Source organism: Crassaminicella profunda, assembly GCF_019884785.1.
Classification (GTDB): domain Bacteria; phylum Bacillota; class Clostridia; order Peptostreptococcales; family Thermotaleaceae; genus Crassaminicella; species Crassaminicella profunda.
Genome location: NZ_CP082326.1, coordinates 3,068,237 through 3,086,122, shown reverse-complemented (window position 1 = coordinate 3,086,122; position 17,886 = coordinate 3,068,237). Strand labels below are relative to the sequence as shown.

The window sequence follows — 17,886 nt, the reverse complement described above, 5'->3', positions numbered from 1 at the left end:
GAATAGAAAAATGAAATTGGACCTGCTTATTTTATATAGATAAAATAAAGAATAACGCGAAATATGTCAATTTTATAAAAATACTGATATAATGAAATTGTAAACAAAAGGATTAAAAGGAGAATTATGTATCGATATGAAGCAAAAACATTTATATATATATCTAATCTTCATTTTTTTGATAACAGTCTTTATGAATCAATTTGTTGATAATAAATATGATATAAGTTTTATTGAATATATTAAAAATTCTAGAGAGTTAACAATCAGAGAAGAAAATTGGCTAAAAAAGCATAAACCAATTATATTTGCTGCTGATAGAAATGCACCTCCCTTAAGATATGTAGATAATGAGAATGGTCAATATAAAGGAATTACAATTGATTATGTGAATGCTCTATCTATTGAATTAGGAGCAGAAATCAAGCTTAAACCATTGGTTTGGAGAGAAGCTTTAAGTAGTCTAGAAAAAGGAGAAACAGACATTTGTGATATGTTTCCAAGTGAGCAAAGAGGAAGAAAATATCTGTTTTCTGATCCTATATATAGCCTTAGGGGAGTTATATTGGTCTCTAATAAGAATGAAGAAATAAAGCATCAACAAGATCTTAAGGGGAAAAATGTAGCAGTTCCTAAGGGCGATTATGCTATTGAGTATTTAAATAAAAATGTAGTAGGGATTAGTTATACATATACTCATGATATCCATCATGCGGTAGAGGAATTATTAAAGGGAAAAGTAGATGCAGTAGTTGGAGATGAACCCGTTATTAGCTATTTTATAGATGAAATGCAGGCAAAGGATTATGTAAAGATTGTAGATCCACCTATCTATGAGAATGATGTAGTCTTTGGTGTACCTAAATCAGAAAAGATTCTTTTAAGTATTATCAACAAAGGCATATTTAATCTAAAAAAGAAAAAGGTTCTTGAGAAAACACAGCAAAAATGGTTAGGTGTATCAGCACCTATATCAAAGGTCCGACTATCTGACAAAATTACTATGATTTTGGGAATTATATTGATGGTATTATTTATTACATTTTATATTTTTTATTCATGGAATGAAAAATTAAAGGAAGAGGTCAGAAAAAGAACAGAAGAACTTTATATGAGCAGGAACGATTTACAAACTACCTTTGATAGCTTGACTCATTTTATGGTTGTTATAGACCAAGAAGGAAGGATTATTAATGTAAATCAATCCTTTTGTAAGCACATAGGAGAAAATAGAAAGAATATTATAGGAAATTATTGTGGAAAATTTTCAATTTTATCATGGTTGAATCATAAACAAGTTTTAAAAGGATATTTTATGAGTGAAACTGAAGATAGAAAACAGATAAAATATAAGGAAAAAATATTTGATTTGAAGATGTTTCCATTGAAAGATAAAAATAGTGAAACAGTAAAGATTCTTATTGTAATGGAAGATGTAACAGATATTAGAATGAATGAAAAACAATTATTGCAAGCCAATAAAATGGCAGCAGTAGGACAATTGGCAGCGGGAGTAGCCCATGAGATTAGAAATCCCCTAGGTATTATCAGAAACTATGCTTATATCTTGAAAAATAAAATGAATGGAGAGGATATAAGTATCAATAAAGCCATAAATATGATGGAATCTTCTGTGGATCGAGCTAATAATATTATTGATAATTTGTTGAATTTTTCAAGAATATCAGGAGATACATGGGAAAGAATTTCTATAAAATGTTTTATAGAGAGCATATTAAAGCTAGAAAAAAAATTAATGGAAAAACAAAATATTCAAAGTGAATTAAATTGTCATGATTTTTTCTGTTATATAAATCAGGAATCTTTAAAGCATATTATTATCAATTTAGTTTCTAATGCTATTGATGCTATGCCAAAGGGAGGATTTTTTAAAATTATTTGTGAAAAGAAAGAAAATAATTTATTGATCATTTGTAGGGATACAGGGATGGGAATAAAAAAAGAAGATATAGAGCATATATTTAATCCTTTTTATACGACAAAAGCTCCAGGAAAGGGAACGGGCTTAGGGCTTTATATTACTTATAATGAAATTCAGAAGCTTGGGGGAGTTATAAGGGTTAGCAGTGAATTAGGGAAAGGAACTACCTTTGAAATTGTTGTACCTTTAAAGGAGGAGAAAAGGAATGAGAAAGTTTAAAATACTCATTGTAGATGATGAAGAAGCCTATCAAGATGTATTTAAAATGATTTTAGAGGAAAAAGGATATGATACGGATGTAGCCGATTCTGGTTTTGAAGCATTAAAAAAGTTGGAGAAAGATAGCTTTGATGTGGTTTTAACAGATTTAATGATGGAGGGAATGAATGGGACAGTCTTACTTGAAAAGATCAAAGAAAAATATCCAGAACTGGCTGTAATTTTGGTAACAGGATATGCTTCCGTTGAAAGTGCAGTAAGTGCCATGAAAAAAGGGGCTTTTAGTTATTTTATAAAAAGCCATGATCCCGAGACACTCCTCATAGAAATAGAAAAACTAAGAAAGCTTTATCGGTTAGAGAATGATAATAAAATTTTTAGAAATAATCAAATGAGTGGAAATTGTTTGTTAAGGACAAATAACAATCGATTTCAAAAATTATTAGATATTGCTAAAAAGGCAGCCAATAGTCATGTGAATATATTAATCATGGGAGAATCAGGTGTTGGAAAGGAAGTATTAGCAAGATATATTCATCAGTGCAGTAATAGAAAAGATGGACATTTTGTAGCTGTAAATTGTCAAGCATTATCAGAAGGGTTATTAGAATCTGAGTTGTTTGGACATGAAAAAGGTGCTTTTACAGGAGCTATAGAACGAAGAATTGGAAGATTTGAAGAGGCACATGGTGGGACTTTATTTTTAGATGAAATAGGCGAAATGCCTATATCTACACAAGTTAAGCTTTTAAGAACCCTTGAAACAAAGTGTATTGAACGAATTGGAAGTAATAAAGCAATCCAAGTAGATTTAAGAGTTATCTCAGCAACCAATAGGGATATTCCTATGGCTGTAGCAAAGGGAGTATTTCGAGAAGATTTATTTTATCGAATCAATACAATTCTATTAGAAATCCCTCCACTAAGACAAAGGAGAGAAGATCTTTCTATATTGATAGATTTTTTCTTTGAAAAATCTAAAAATGATTTAAAAAAAAGGATTGTAAAAATTGAAAAGGGAGTAACGGATTTTCTCTTATCCTATGATTACCCAGGAAATGTAAGAGAAATGAAAAATATTGTAGAAAGATTAGTGGTGTTATCTGAAAATGGTATAATTCGAACTAGGGATCTCCCAGAAAACAGGAGGGTTTATCTATGTGATGAGTTAGAGGACATAAGACCTCTAAAAGAAATAAAAAAAGAAGTAGAAGCAAGATATATAGAAAAAGCATTAGAAAAATGTGATAAAAATATTACTGAAACAGCAAGACAGTTGCAAATAAGCAGAAGACAGTTATTCAATAAAATTGTAGAATATGAATTAAAATAGGAAAAAAATTACATAGGTCATGGGAAATTTATTTCCTATTTTAAAAAGATATCTTTCATAGGTTAGGAAGGATATCTTTTTTTATTTGGAAAACAGCTGAAAATAAACAATTGAGCGAACAAAACGACAATTCTGAAAAGGTTTATATATTGGCATGGTAATTGCTACTATATTTTGCAACTAAGAAAAAGGGGGAATATGCATGGAAGAAAATAAAAAATTAGATTTTTATGGAGGCGGATGGATTTCATTTTTACCTTTTTTAGTGTTTGTAGTTGTGGCTATTTATATTTCAGCTTTGAAAGCGCCAGATGTTAAAGGTATGTGGATTGGTGCTATGGCAGGTATTATGATTACATTCTTTTTTTCAAAGGATCGAATGAAATATTCAGAGATTGTTATTGAGGGAATGGCAGATAAAATTGCAATCGTACCTGTTGCCTGTTGGATATTTGCAGGGGTATTTGCGGGTGTTTTAAGATCATCGGGGTTGGTAGAAGGAATTATTTGGGCAGCTTATCATATAGGAGCTAGTGGTACTATTTTTGTAATGGTATCATTTATAGCAAGTGCTGTTTTTGCAACAGCTGCAGGTACTGGTTTTGGAACTATTGCTGCTGGTATGTCTGTTTTATATCCAGCTGGCGTGTTACTAGGAGCAAATCCAGTTGTGCTTGCAGGGGCTATTGTAGGTGGAGGTGCATTTGGAGATAATCTTGCACCAATTTCTGATACAACGATTGTTTCTGCTACAAGCCAAGGTACGGATGTTGGTGGTGTAGTAAAATCAAGATTAAAATATTCTTTAGTGGCAGCAGGGATAACTCTTGTATTTATTGCAATCCTTGGTGGTGGAGGAAGTATTTCGAATGTTCCTTATGAGACTTTGCAAGGATACATGAATCCTAAGGGTTTGATTATGATGATTCCTGCAGCACTTACCATTTATGTTGCAATTAAAAAAGGAGATATTATTGTTGCTACTACTATCGGAACCATTGTTTCTATTATTATTGCATTACTCTTTGGATTAAATAGCTTCGAAAATTTATTCTACGTAAAAGATGGTGCTGTTGGTGGTGTATTAGTAAATGGAATTGGTGGGATGGTGGATATATGTATTTTAGCCCTTCTTGTTTTATCCTGTGTTCATATTATGAAAGCCGGTGGAGGGGATAAGAAACTTTTAGAATTAGCCGAGACCTTTGTAAAAACGGCTAGAAGTGCAGAAATTTCTATTGCTGGTCTAGTTATTGCCATGTCTACTGTTATGGGATTAAATGCGCCTCCTATTCTTGCAGTTGGTACATCTTATGCAAAGCCTATAGGAGAGAAATTTAAAATTCATCCTTATAGAAGAGCAAATCTATTAGATGCTACAGCTTGTACATTAGTGTATTCATTACCATGGACCCCTGCATTGTTGTTTGCACAATCATTTGCAAAATCTGCAAATGAACAATTTGGAGATGTAGTACCCGCCCTTACACCAAATCAGTTAGCACCTTGGATTATTTACTGTTGGGTGTTACTAGCTATTATGATTTTTGCAATTGGTTCTGGTTGGGGGAGAGTATATGTGGGTCCTAATGGAGAACCTGTTAAAAAATTAGAAAAGGAAGTGGCATAGTCTATTAAAGACCTCCTAAGAATTTTAATCTTTAGGAGGTCTTATTAGGTGTGCATTAATGTGTCCAATTAGTACTATTTTGATGATTTTTCATTTCGTATAATATAGTTTCTATTTCTTTTTTTTGATCAGGATTATGAAGTTTTTCTAATGTAGTTTCAAGCTCTTTTTTTAGTTCTTTTTTAAAATCATATAACTTTCCTTTTTTGTTTGCAGTCAATATTTCTTTGAATTTTTTTTGTATGATACAGTCTACTATTTTTTGATTTTTCATAAAAAATATCCTCCTATAAGATTTTATCATATGAGTATTCCATATAAGATATAGGATTCCTTTTGGTATTTACTGGCATACTTTTTTTTGTATATACACTCTCGAAAACCCAATTGAAATTTATTGTATATTAGGATAATATTAAATTAAGACAAACAGTAAAAGAGAAGGATTTAAGTTTTATTTTAGACATTAGGGAGGGTTCATTATGGAAGAAATAAATATACTCCAAAATATTAAAGTATTATATGTAGAAGATGAACCTATTACAAGAAATCAGGTTTTTAGATTTTTAAAAAATAGAATTGGAAAATTAGTATTGGCTGAAAATGGAGAAGATGGAATCAAAAATTTTATTCAACATAAACCAGATATTGTTATAACGGATGTAGTAATGCCTGATATGAGTGGTATTGAAATGATGCGAAAAATCAGAGAACAAGGCTATAAGTGTCCCTTTATTATTACTTCTGCATTATCTGATTCAAAAACAATCCTAGAGACTGTAGATTTAAAAATTGAAAAATATTTAATAAAGCCTATAGAGGTAGATGCATTAATGGAAACATTAAAAGAGGTCATTGTTGAAGGATTAGAATATAGTAATGATTTATTAGTTGTAAATGATAAGGTTATTTTAACAGAGGATAAAAAAAATGAAATAGAACTTCAAATTCGAAATTTATATTCAAAATATTTAAAAAGGGTTACAGGAAAAGGAGCAAAGCAGATTCAAGTTCTTATTAGAGGAAAAGAGATAGAAATATTATCAAAGGAAAATCTAACTACCCTTGAAGAAAATTTTCTATTAGCAGGGAATTATTTTAAAGGGATAGAAGTATTAAGAAAAACCATATATGAAAATACTAAAAAGGATATTGAAAAACAAATAGGAAATTTGATTAATAGAAATGTAGTAATGAAAAAAATGGAAATCTGTCCGAAAGAAAAATATGAAAGAATTATATTGAAAATTACTTGTTGATATAAGTTTGACAAAATATTACAACAGATGGTATGATTTATGTGTAGCATAAATATACTATAACCTATTATAAAAATCTTAATAAATAAAAACAGATATATGAATATAAGTATAAGCTGATTTTATATTAGGATAATGATAGTTTGAAAAATAAATAGGGTAAATTATGGAATAGCTGTTTTAAAGCAAATCATATTTGTAATTTGAATAGTCCATAATAAGAGGCCAATGAGGTCTTTTATTGTGGACTATTTTTCATTGATGGAGAGAATTAATAAGTTTGATGTTGTTGCTAAAGGGGGATTAGTGATGCCATATAAAAGATGGGTTAAAGATGAGATTGATTATTTAATTTCAAAGTATAATGAAAAAAGTATTATTGCTATTGCTGATGATTTAAATAGAACGAAGGATTCTGTTTTTAAAAAAGCAAAAAGATTAGGTTTAACAACAGAACTAAAGTATTGGACAGAAAAAGAGCTACATTTTTTAATAGAAAAATGGGGAAAGAAATCTGTTGGATTTATTGCAAAGGAATTAGATAGGAGTGTTACTTCTATAAGGAAAAAAGCCAATGAATTAAAATTAGGACCAGAAAGAATTGCCAATGGTGAATTTTTAACGACGGGAGATATTGGGTATCTCCTAAACAAAAATCCTAGTTTAGTTTATAGATGGACAAGGGATGGTATGATTAAGGGAAGACGATTAGGAAAAAAGAAAGTATTTCAGATAAGACCTAATCATTTTATAAATTTTTTAAAAGATCATCCTAATAAATGGTGTGCAAATAAAGCAAGAGTAAATTTGATTAAACCCTATTTTTATTATTCGAATCGTTCGAATGTACCAGAATGGTTTATTAATAAAGTTGAAAATGATGTACGTTGAAATATAGAAAATGGTAATTTAATTGTATAAAAAAGCTTTTGAATCTAGAATAATCTATTAAAAGGTATCATTCAAAAACACTTTCATGTAAAATAGTATTATCATACTTCGTTAATGATAGAAATAACGATTAGTAAGATGAGGTGACTATATCTTTGAGGAATATTATACATGTAGATTTAGATGCTTTTTTTGCTTCTGTGGAGCAACGGGATCATCCAGAGCTTAAGGGTAAGCCTGTGATTGTGGGTGGACAAAGTAATAGAGGGGTTGTATGTACCTGTTCATATGAGGCGAGAAAATATGGTGTCAGTTCTGCTATGCCTGGATTTATGGCTAAAAAAAAATGTCCCCATGGCATATTTTTGCCAGTAAGGATGAAGAGATATAAAGAAGTATCTAGGGAAGTTTTCACAATATTTTATGAAGTGACTGATCGTGTAGAACCTTTATCTATAGATGAAGCATACTTAGATGTTACAGATTTAGATAAAAAGCCTACGATAATAGCTAATTATATAAAAGAGGAAGTAATGAAAAGAACAGGGTTAACTTTATCGATAGGTATTTCTTACAATAAATTTTTAGCTAAATTGGCTTCTGATTGGAATAAACCTGATGGATTAAAGGTGATTAAAAAGGAGATGCTACCAGATATTTTAAAACCCCTACCTATTAGAGCCGTATATGGAATAGGGAAAAAGTCTGCTAAAAAATTAAATAATATAGGAATATTTACAATAGAAGATTTACTGAAACTTCCAAAGGCGTACTTGATGGACTATCATGGAAAGCAAGGACTTGAAATATATGACCGAATTAGAGGTATAGACTATAGAGGGGTAGAACCTAGAAGAGAAAGAAAATCAATAGGACGAGAGACAACATTCAAAGAAGATACACAGGATAGGGATTGTTTAAGAGAATATTTGAAACAATTTTCAAAAGAAATTTCAAATATAATGGGGATGAAAAAAGTATTAGCAAAAACGATTACAGTCAAGATGAAAACTTCAGACTTTGAAAATCATACAAAAAGTAGAACCATTCATGAGTATATTTATTCAAGTGAAGAAATATACAATATTGCTTCGGATATTTTAGATGAAGTGAAAATGAATAAAGCCATAAGATTGATTGGGCTAACTGTATCAAATTTTTCTGATCAGAAAACAGAGCAGTTATCCTTTTTATAGTATGATTAATTTTTTATTTATTAGGAAAGTATAACATTTTAGAAATTTGTTGATGTTATGAGTAGAGAAAATAGCTTTATCTATCTTGAAAATGTGTTTATTTTTAGAATATATTTATCTATAAGAAGAAAACACGAGAAAATAAAAGAAATACATAGATTTCTTGAAAAAGTGGAATAAAATTTTGGATAGATGAATAAAATAGGGAATGTGGCTTTAAAATATGGTAAAATAGGATTTGATTAATAGATATAGATATAATACATTATAATTAGCACTCAACCTTAGTGAGTGCTAACAAAAATAAAAGAATTATAATTTAAATATAGTCAAGGAGGGTTACTCATGAATATTAAACCATTAGGTGACAGAGTAGTAATTAAGAAACTTGAAGCAGAAGAAAAGACAAAAAGCGGTATAGTTCTTCCAACACAAGCAAAGGAACAACCACAAATGGCTGAAGTTGTAGCTGTAGGACCAGGTGGAATGGTAGATGGAAAAGAAGTGCAAATGGAAGTGAAAGTAGGAGAAAGAGTAATTTTCTCTAAATATGCAGGAACAGAAGTGAAATATGAAGGTGTTGAGTATACCATTTTAAGACAAAATGATATTTTAGCAGTTGTTGAGTAATAAAAATCGATTACATAATTAGGAGGGGTTAGTAATGGCAAAGGAAATTAAATTTTGTGAAGATGCACGCCGCAAATTAGAAGCTGGTGTGAATCAATTAGCGGATACTGTAAAAGTAACATTAGGACCAAAAGGAAGAAATGTTATTTTAGATAAAAAGTTTGGTTCACCACTGATCACAAATGATGGGGTGACTATTGCTCGTGAAATCGAATTAGAAGATGCTTATGAAAATATGGGTGCACAACTTGTAAAAGAAGTAGCAACTAAGACAAATGATGTTGCTGGAGACGGTACAACTACAGCTACATTATTAGCGCAAGCTATTATTAGAGAAGGACTTAAAAATGTTGCTGCAGGTGCGAATCCAATGATTCTTAAAAAAGGTATTCAAAAATCTGTAGATGTTGCAGTAGAAGAGATTAAAAATATTTCTAAAACAATAGAAAGCAAAGAAGCTATTGCACAAGTTGCATCTATCTCTGCAGCAGATGAAACAATCGGTAGCTTAATTGCAGAAGCTATGGAAAAAGTAGGAAAAGACGGGGTTATCACAGTTGAAGAATCAAAATCAATGGGAACTACTTTAGACGTAGTAGAAGGTATGCAATTTGATAGAGGATATTTATCTCCATATATGGTAACAGATGCTGAGAAAATGGAAGCATTACTAGACAATCCATATATCTTAATTACAGATAAGAAAATTACAAATATTCAAGAAATTCTTCCGGTACTTGAGCAAATCGTACAACAAGGTAAAAAGCTATTAATCATTGCTGAAGATCTTGAAGGAGAAGCATTAGCTACAATCGTTGTAAATAAATTAAGAGGAACTTTTGAGTGTGTTGCTGTAAAAGCTCCAGGGTTCGGAGATAGAAGAAAAGCAATGCTTCAAGATATTGCAATCCTAACAGGTGGGACAGTAATTTCTGAAGAATTAGGATTAGACTTAAAAGAAACTACTTTAGATATGCTAGGTCGTGCAAATTCTGTTAAGATCGATAAAGAAAATACAACAATTGTCGATGGTGCAGGAGAAAAACAAGGGATTCAAGATCGTGTTAGACAAATCAAAATGCAAATAGAAGAAACAACTTCTGATTTTGATAAAGAAAAATTACAAGAAAGACTTGCAAAGCTTTCTGGTGGTGTTGCAGTAATCGAAGTAGGTGCAGCTACTGAAACTGAATTAAAAGAAAGAAAATTAAGAATTGAAGATGCATTAAACGCAACAAGAGCTGCTGTAGAAGAAGGTATTGTTGCAGGTGGTGGTACAGCACTAATCAATGCGATTATCCCTGTAGAAAAGCTAGTAGAAACATTACATGGAGATGAAAAAACTGGTGCAATCATTATTAGACGTGCTCTTGAAGAACCAGTTAGACAAATCGCTGCTAATGCAGGACTTGAAGGTTCTGTTATCGTAGAAAAGGTTAGAAATAGTGAAGTGGGTGTAGGATTTGATGCACTTAACGAAAAATATGTAAATATGATGGAAGCAGGTATTGTTGACCCAACAAAAGTAACTCGTTCAGCACTTCAAAATGCTGCTTCTGTATCTGCAATGCTTTTAACAACTGAAGCTGCTGTTGCAGATATAAAAGAAGAAAATGCTGGTCCTGCAATGCCTCCAATGGGTGGCGGAATGCCAGGAATGATGTAATCAAGTACAATCAATGAGAGAGGATAGCATAAAAGCTATCCTCTCTTTTTTATTAAAATTTATCTTAATTCATGCTGCATTTGATTGAATTTACCCTTTGCACTTTGTACGTCTTGACTAGCAGCTTTTTTTACTGCATACCAACCTCTTTGATTCATGGCTTGAAAAACTGATTCTTGATTGCATAGGACATTATGCTCACATTGCATTAAGACGTTTCTTAAATTTGTACAAGAACTTTCTGTGATCCCTGTAGTATAAGCAGAAGCAACTTGTTTTTCAGACATTAATAAGTCATTCATTAATTCCTTTTCAGTAAAACTTGCTTGATGTGCCATGAAAGAATCCTCCTTTATTATGGTTTGATTATTGATGAGAATTTAGATAATTTAATAGGTCTGTATAGTTTTGATTGTGTTTTTGAGCACCTTGCTGACAAACATTTTTAAGTTGTGTGTCTGTACAATATTCAGCATATTGGCTGAATTTTTTGTTGAGCATACATTCATAGTTTAATTGGTCTTCTAAGACCTTTAAATTTGATGCATCCAATTGAGGCTTCGTATTAGTAGTAGTTTGATTGTTCATTGCCATAATCCATATTCCTCCTTTTAAAAGGTTTATTAATAGGCTTACGAAATTATTATTTGAATTTAAGATAAAAGATATAGCATGTAAAAAATATGTGAGAATACATAAAGATGAACAAATGGGAAAAACTAAGAATAATCATAAATAATATTTTAGGAGGATCCATGCATGAATGGTTTTATTAATAAAGTTTTTAAAGGATTTCATAGAAAAAAATCGAAAGATACAGCAACAAATACTAAAATATTAAATCAAATGCCAGAAAATGTTCTTTATGGAGAGGATACAGGAGCTATTCCACCAGATGACTTAGAAAATCAATTAGAAAATGATAAAAAGCAGTGAAGTGATTGTAAAAACACTTCACTGCTTTTTATATAATTTTGTTGAATAAAGAAGAAAAATTAGATAAAATAGGAAATAACAAGTCTATTCTTTTTTTGGATTTATTTGATCAATTTTTTCAACTAACTTTTCCAGAGATTGAGCAATCTGTTTATTAGAAATGGCTAATGTATGGAAAAGATAAATCATGTAAATCATAAAACCTAAATAGATGAGGACAAATATACTTGGCATACCAGACATCATAAAATACACTCCTTTCAGAAATGAAATATATTGAAGCATATACATTATATACCAAATAATCAACGAAAGCCATACGTTGGAATATTCCGAATATGTTAATTTCCCTCAATCTATATTGACAGGATGTTGAATATTTGATACTTTATAGAGAAATATAAATATTGGTACCTCTCATATATATTCAAGAATATGGCTTGGGTGTTTCTACAAGGTCACCGTAAATGATCTGACTATGAGTGGAATTATTATAAACCAGAAAATGGTTTTGTCGATAATCTATGTAATAATTTCACTCTTGAAATAATGCATGGATTTTTTTGTATACATTGGAAAAAATATAATGAAAGAACATAATGATAGAAAGGAAGGGTCTTATGGAAGGGAAATTTGCAAAAGAAGGGTTAACCTTTGATGATGTATTATTAGTGCCACAAAAATCTAGCGTATTACCAAGAGATGTAGATACGAGAACAAGACTTACAAAAAAGATAAAACTAAATATTCCTCTAATGAGTGCAGGAATGGATACAGTAACAGAAGCAAAGCTAGCTATTGCTATGGCTAGAGAAGGTGGAATTGGTATTATTCATAAGAATATGTCTATTGAAGCACAAGCGCTAGAGGTAGATAAAGTAAAAAGAAGTGAGCACGGTGTAATTGTAGATCCTTTTTACTTATCACCAGAGCATGTGATTGCAGATGCATTAGAATTAATGGAAAGATATCATATATCAGGTGTTCCTATTGTAGATGAGCATAAAAAATTAGTAGGAATTCTTACAAATAGAGATATAAGATTCGAAAATGATGTAAACAAAAAAATTGAAGATGCTATGACGAAAGAAAATTTAGTTACGGCAAAAGAAGGCATCTGTATGGAAGAAGCAGAAAAGATCTTAAAGAGCAGAAAAATAGAAAAGCTTCCAATTGTAGATGATGAAGGATATTTAAAGGGATTAATTACAATAAAAGATATTGAAAAAGCTATCCAATATCCAAATTCAGCAAAGGATCTAAGAGGAAGATTACTTGTAGGTGCTGCAATCGGTATTACAGGAGATATGATGGAAAGAGCACAAGCTTTGATTAAAGCAGGTGTTGATGTAATTGTAGTTGATACGGCTCATGGTCATTCTCAAGGGGTTCTAGAGGCGGTAAAGAAAATTAAAGAAGCTTTCCCTGAGGTACAATTGATAGCAGGAAATGTGGCAACTGGTGAGGCTACAGAAGAATTAATCCTTGCTGGGGCAGATGCTGTAAAGGTTGGAATAGGACCTGGATCTATTTGTACAACAAGGGTAGTTGCAGGAATTGGTGTACCTCAAATTACAGCAGTTTATGATTGTGCATGTGCTGCTAAGAAGTATGATATTCCAGTTATAGCAGATGGTGGAATTAAATATTCAGGAGATATTCCAAAGGCTATTGCTGCTGGAGCTGAGATCTGTATGTTGGGTTCATTATTTGCTGGAACAGAAGAAAGTCCAGGAGAAACTGTTATCTATAAAGGAAGAAACTTTAAAACTTATAGAGGTATGGGTTCTATGAGTGCCATGGCTGCTGGAAGTAAGGATCGATATTTCCAAGAGAATGCAAAGAAGTTTGTACCTGAAGGCGTAGAAGGAATGGTACCTTATAGAGGAAGATTAAAGGATATTGTATATCAAATGGTTGGAGGACTAAGAGCCGGAATGGGTTATTGCGGAACACCAACTATAAAGGATATGGTTGAGAATGGTAAATTTATAAAAATCACTGCTGCTTCTCTTAAAGAAAGTCATCCACATGATATTAGTATTACAAAAGAAGCACCAAATTATAGTGTAAGAGACTAAGGAGGACGTTATGAAAAGCCATGAATTAGTACTTGTGATAGATTTTGGTGGGCAATATAAGGAGTTAATTGCAAGACGTGTAAGGGAACAAAATGTATATTGCGAAGTTGTTTCTTATAAGACACCTTTAGAAAAAATAAAAGAAAAAAATCCAAAGGGAATTATTTTTACTGGTGGACCTGCTAGTGTATATGCTGAAAAATCCCCTACAATTGGAAAAGAAATATTTGAACTAGGAATTCCAGTTTTAGGAATTTGCTATGGTGGACAGTTAATGGCTCATTTATTTGGGGGAAAAGTAACCAAAGCTAAGACTCGTGAATACGGAAGAGTTGAATTAAACATAAAGAACAAAGAAGGTATATTTGTAGATATTGAGAATAATTCAAAGGGCTGGATGAGTCATACGGATTATATAGAAGTAGCACCAGAAGGTTTTGAAGTTACAGCTATCACAGACCATTGTCCAGTAGCAGCCATGAGAAATGCTGAAAAAAAATTATATGCAGTTCAATTCCATCCAGAGGTAGAGCATTCTGAAAAGGGAAGAGAAATGATCAAGAACTTCCTATATGAAGTATGTGGATGCAGTGGAGATTGGGATATGCATGATTTCACAAATCAAAGTATTAAAGAAATCAGAGAAAAAGTTGGAGATAAAAAGGTACTATGTGCATTATCAGGAGGAGTAGATTCATCTGTTGCAGCAGTAATGGTACATAAAGCAATAGGGGATCAATTAACTTGTATCTTTGTAGATCATGGACTTCTTAGAAAGAACGAAGGAGATCAAGTAGAACAACTTTTTAAAGAAAAGTTCCATATGAATTTAATAAGAGTGAATGCTCAAGAAAGATTCTTAGGAAAACTAAAAGGAGTAACAGATCCTGAAACAAAGAGAAAAATTATTGGAGAAGAATTTATTCGTGTATTCGAAGAAGAATCTTCAAAAATTGGACAAATTGATTATCTTGTACAAGGAACAGTTTACCCAGATGTTATTGAAAGTGGAACGGATACAGCATCTGTTATTAAAAGTCATCACAATGTAGGTGGACTACCAGAAGACATACAATTTTCTTTAATAGAGCCTCTAAGACAATTATTTAAAGATGAGGTAAGAAAAGTTGGAGAAGAATTAGAGATTCCAGAAGAAGTAGTATGGAGACAGCCTTTCCCAGGACCAGGACTTGCTATCAGAGTTCTTGGTGAAATCACAGAGGATAAGCTTCATATCGTAAGAGAATCAGATGCTATTTTTAGAGAAGAAATAAGAAAAGCAAATCTTCATAGAGAGATTTGGCAATACTTCACAGCGTTGCCAAACATCAAAAGTGTTGGGGTAATGGGAGATGAAAGAACATACTCTCATGCAGTAGCATTAAGAGCTGTAACAAGTAGTGATGGTATGACTAGTGACTGGGCGAGAATTCCTTATGAAGTACTTGAGAAAATTTCAAATAGAATTGTTAATGAAGTAGATCATGTAAATAGAATCGTTTATGATATAACAAGTAAGCCACCTTCAACGATTGAGTGGGAGTAGGGGTTAAAACACTGAAATATAGAATTTAAAATAAATAGGTAGTTATGATTTTAACTAAAAGTTAGACAATCATAGCTACCTATTTTTGATGAATCTGTTTTCTATACAATTTCAACCCTATTTCTTCCATTTTCTTTCGCTTGATATAATCCTTTATCAGCTCTACTTATTAAATCATCAATGGTATCTCCTTTTTGATAAGATGCCACACCAAAGCTACTCGTTCTTTTATTTGCAACAGGAAATTTGTGAGTTTCAATTTCTTTTCTTAATTTTTCTGATATACATAATGCTTGATGAATATTAGTATTAGGGCAAACAATCAAAAATTCTTCTCCACCCCATCTACCCACCATATCACTCCTCCGAATATTATTTTTTAATATTTCAGCTGTGTCAATTAATACTTTATCCCCTATATTATGTCCATAGGTATCATTAACAGATTTAAATAAATCTAAATCCAATAGAATAACGGAAAATGCTTTGCAATGCCTGTTAGCTCTATTATATTCATACGCTAAAACTTCATCTAATTTTCGGCGGTTGTAAATGTTTGTTAATCCATCTCTTGTTGAAAGTTCTTTTAATTGTTCATTCATTTTTTGAATTTGAAAGGTCTTTTCTTTAAGCTCTTGATTATTTTTGTTAATAATTTTTTGAGCCATAAATTCTTTTACATATTTTCGATAATTAATTACTGAGGCAATCCAAGCAATCATATTATTAGACAAAGTATCTTGTATGTAGCTACTCTTCATAAGAGTGGGTTGAAATATTGGCAATGCTATAATTAAAATTGAACTACTGATTCCATAAATAAAAAAGCTTTTGAAGGGATGAAAGTAAAAAATTACAGCAAACCCATAAAGTACGGCAATGTATATGGTAGGCAGTGGAAAAATATGATTTTGTGCTAGTAGAGCTCTCATGATTGCAATTAAAAAACCATAAAAACCAAAACTAATCTCATAAACTTTATAAATTAGAGAGATAGAAATAGGCTTTTTTGTTTGTATATATATACTTGTAATAACATAAATGAACATAATTATAGCAGTAAAAAAATGAATTTTTTGAAGGAGACTCCCTGATTCTCGCACATATAAACCATAATATATCTGCTCTATGGTCAAAAAAATTGATAAACACAATATGCTCAAATTATTATGCATAAATTTTTTGTGAAAAAACTCCTGTTTGTGTTGAGGTAAAACAGGATGAAAAAGATTTTTATAAAAGGAAAACATAATAACCCTCCAACCCTTTTTCTTTCTTATTCTCATTTTAACATATTATTTTTCGAGGTTACACATTTATACGAATACCATTTTGATATTGTAACCTTTCTATTTGAGACGAAATGAAATATAACTGGAATTTGTCAAAAAATTATAAATTTGTATTGCAATATGAAAAACAATGTTATATTATGAATACATAAGAATAACGAGCACGTGCACGCAAGGAGAAAAATATGAGAGTAACTATAAAATCAATAGCAGAAGCTGCAAAGGTTTCAAGAGGAACAGTAGATAAGGTTTTGAACAATAGACCAGGGGTAAGTCAACCTGTTAGAGAAAAGGTAAGAAAAATAGCACAGGATTTGGGATATAAACCCAATTTAGCTGGAAAAGCATTGGCCTATCAAAAAAATCCTTTAAAAATAGGGGTAATTATATTAAGTAAAGAGGATCCATTTTTCAATGAAGTCTATGAAGGTATACAAAAAGCTTATGAGGAATTAAAAGACTTTGGCCTTTTGATTGAGACAATTTTTATGAATAGTGTAGATGTAGATGAACAACTACGATGTATTAAACAATTAGAGGAACAAAATATATCTGCCCTTGCATTATCTCCATTAAATGAAGAAAGTATAAAAAAAGAATTAATAAGGCTTACCCAAAAAAATATAAAAATAATGACCTTTAATACGGATTTAGTAGATATAGAAAGAATGTGTTTTGTAGGACAAAATCTAATAAAAAGTGGACGAATTGCAGGAGAACTCATTGGAAAGTTATTAGTTAATGGCGGAGATGTGGCAGTAATTACAGGGATTGAAAAAATAAAAGCTTTACAGGAAAGAGTTGAAGGATTTAAAGAAATCATTAAAGAAGAATACCCCAGTATAAAAATAATAGATATCATAAAAAATATAAAAGATAATGAATCTTCATACCAAAAGACAATGGATTTGATGAAAAAATATCCTCATATAAAGGCTATCTACATTACAGGCATAGGAGTAGGTGGGGTTGGAAAGGCACTTAAAGAATTGAATAGAAAAGATATAAAAATTGTGTGTTTTGATAAAATTACTGAAACGGTAGATTTGTTAAAGGAAAAAGTAATAGATTTTACAATAACCCAAGAACCCTTTATGCAAGGATATTTGCCTATAAAGATTTTATTTGATTATTATTTTAAAAATCAACAACCAGCAAGTGAAGTTGTTCATACAAAGCTTGAAATAAAAACAAAAGAAAATATAGATCATTAGAATTTATTATTTTCTTTTGTTTTATTTTTAAATTTTACGAGTGCGAGCACG

General features: G+C 31.1%; 17 protein-coding genes and 1 riboswitch. Of the genes, 12 read left to right on the top strand and 5 right to left on the bottom strand.

Going from position 1 to position 17,886, the window contains the following annotated elements; translation table 11 throughout:
• Positions 1-136: 136 nt before the first annotated feature.
• From K7H06_RS14385 to K7H06_RS14375, 3 genes are all read left to right on the top strand, one after another.
• Entirely contained in the window at positions 137-2,161 is a 2,025-nt protein-coding gene (locus K7H06_RS14385) for an ATP-binding protein (RefSeq protein ID WP_223036729.1), read from the top strand.
• Positions 2,148-3,494: a sigma-54-dependent transcriptional regulator gene (locus K7H06_RS14380; RefSeq protein WP_223036728.1), complete on the top strand. Its 1,347-nt coding sequence runs from the start codon at positions 2,148-2,150 to the stop codon at positions 3,492-3,494. The genes K7H06_RS14385 and K7H06_RS14380 overlap by 14 nt, the downstream gene beginning before the upstream one ends.
• Positions 3,495-3,696: 202 nt before the next feature.
• Positions 3,697-5,124 carry a Na+/H+ antiporter NhaC family protein gene (locus K7H06_RS14375; RefSeq protein WP_223036727.1) on the top strand — a complete coding sequence of 476 codons (1,428 nt, stop codon included), beginning with the start codon at positions 3,697-3,699 and terminating at the stop codon, positions 5,122-5,124.
• A 55-nt stretch (positions 5,125-5,179) separates the two neighbouring features.
• On the opposite strand, the gene K7H06_RS14370 is transcribed toward K7H06_RS14375, so the two are convergent.
• Positions 5,180-5,398, bottom strand: coding sequence for a hypothetical protein (locus K7H06_RS14370; protein WP_223036726.1), 219 nt, complete (start codon positions 5,396-5,398; stop codon positions 5,180-5,182).
• Positions 5,399-5,606: 208 nt separating this feature from the next.
• Between K7H06_RS14370 and K7H06_RS14365 the strand changes: the two genes are divergently transcribed.
• From K7H06_RS14365 to groL, 5 genes are all read left to right on the top strand, one after another.
• Positions 5,607-6,383, top strand: a complete 777-nt coding sequence (locus K7H06_RS14365; RefSeq protein ID WP_223036725.1) for a Na-translocating system protein MpsC family protein — start codon at positions 5,607-5,609, stop codon at positions 6,381-6,383.
• A 309-nt stretch (positions 6,384-6,692) separates the two neighbouring features.
• Positions 6,693-7,274 (top strand): hypothetical protein, encoded by a 582-nt coding sequence (locus K7H06_RS14360; RefSeq protein WP_223036724.1) that lies wholly within the window; start codon positions 6,693-6,695, stop codon positions 7,272-7,274.
• A gap of 155 nt (positions 7,275-7,429) precedes the next feature.
• Positions 7,430-8,470, top strand: a complete 1,041-nt coding sequence (locus tag K7H06_RS14355) for a DNA polymerase IV (protein WP_223036723.1) — start codon at positions 7,430-7,432, stop codon at positions 8,468-8,470.
• A 345-nt stretch (positions 8,471-8,815) separates the two neighbouring features.
• Entirely contained in the window at positions 8,816-9,100 is a 285-nt protein-coding gene (gene groES / locus K7H06_RS14350; RefSeq protein ID WP_223036722.1) for a co-chaperone GroES, read from the top strand.
• A gap of 34 nt (positions 9,101-9,134) precedes the next feature.
• A complete protein-coding gene (gene groL / locus K7H06_RS14345; protein WP_223036721.1) occupies positions 9,135-10,766 on the top strand; it encodes a chaperonin GroEL in 1,632 nt (543 codons plus the stop codon).
• A 59-nt stretch (positions 10,767-10,825) separates the two neighbouring features.
• Here groL and K7H06_RS14340 read toward each other — a convergent pair whose 3' ends face one another.
• Positions 10,826-11,104, bottom strand: a complete 279-nt coding sequence (locus tag K7H06_RS14340; RefSeq protein WP_223036720.1) for a spore coat protein — start codon at positions 11,102-11,104, stop codon at positions 10,826-10,828.
• Between the two features lie 28 nt (positions 11,105-11,132).
• Complete coding sequence (locus K7H06_RS14335; RefSeq protein WP_246637537.1) at positions 11,133-11,360, bottom strand: hypothetical protein; 228 nt, start codon at positions 11,358-11,360, stop codon at positions 11,133-11,135.
• Positions 11,361-11,525: 165 nt separating this feature from the next.
• Here K7H06_RS14335 and K7H06_RS14330 point away from each other — a divergent pair, with 165 nt between their 5' ends.
• The gene (locus K7H06_RS14330) at positions 11,526-11,702 is read left to right on the top strand and encodes a hypothetical protein (protein ID WP_223036719.1); all 177 of its coding nucleotides are present in this window, start codon (positions 11,526-11,528) and stop codon (positions 11,700-11,702) included.
• A gap of 84 nt (positions 11,703-11,786) precedes the next feature.
• Here the strand turns inward: K7H06_RS14330 and K7H06_RS14325 are convergent, their stop codons facing one another.
• On the bottom strand, positions 11,787-11,948 hold the full coding sequence (locus K7H06_RS14325) for a hypothetical protein (protein ID WP_223036718.1): 162 nt from the start codon (positions 11,946-11,948) through the stop codon (positions 11,787-11,789).
• 151 nt (positions 11,949-12,099) lie between these two features.
• A riboswitch (purine riboswitch) is annotated at positions 12,100-12,201 on the top strand.
• Between the two features lie 121 nt (positions 12,202-12,322).
• On the opposite strand from K7H06_RS14325, the gene guaB reads away from it, so the two are divergent.
• Positions 12,323-13,783, top strand: coding sequence for an IMP dehydrogenase (guaB, locus tag K7H06_RS14320; RefSeq protein ID WP_223036717.1), 1,461 nt, complete (start codon positions 12,323-12,325; stop codon positions 13,781-13,783).
• Between the two features lie 10 nt (positions 13,784-13,793).
• Positions 13,794-15,329, top strand: coding sequence for a glutamine-hydrolyzing GMP synthase (gene guaA / locus K7H06_RS14315; RefSeq protein WP_223036716.1), 1,536 nt, complete (start codon positions 13,794-13,796; stop codon positions 15,327-15,329).
• Positions 15,330-15,430: 101 nt separating this feature from the next.
• On the opposite strand, the gene K7H06_RS14310 is transcribed toward guaA, so the two are convergent.
• Entirely contained in the window at positions 15,431-16,378 is a 948-nt protein-coding gene (locus tag K7H06_RS14310) for a GGDEF domain-containing protein (RefSeq protein WP_223036715.1), read from the bottom strand.
• A 428-nt stretch (positions 16,379-16,806) separates the two neighbouring features.
• Between K7H06_RS14310 and K7H06_RS14305 the strand changes: the two genes are divergently transcribed.
• On the top strand, positions 16,807-17,835 hold the full coding sequence (locus K7H06_RS14305; RefSeq protein ID WP_223036714.1) for a LacI family DNA-binding transcriptional regulator: 1,029 nt from the start codon (positions 16,807-16,809) through the stop codon (positions 17,833-17,835).
• Positions 17,836-17,886: the final 51 nt, after the last annotated feature.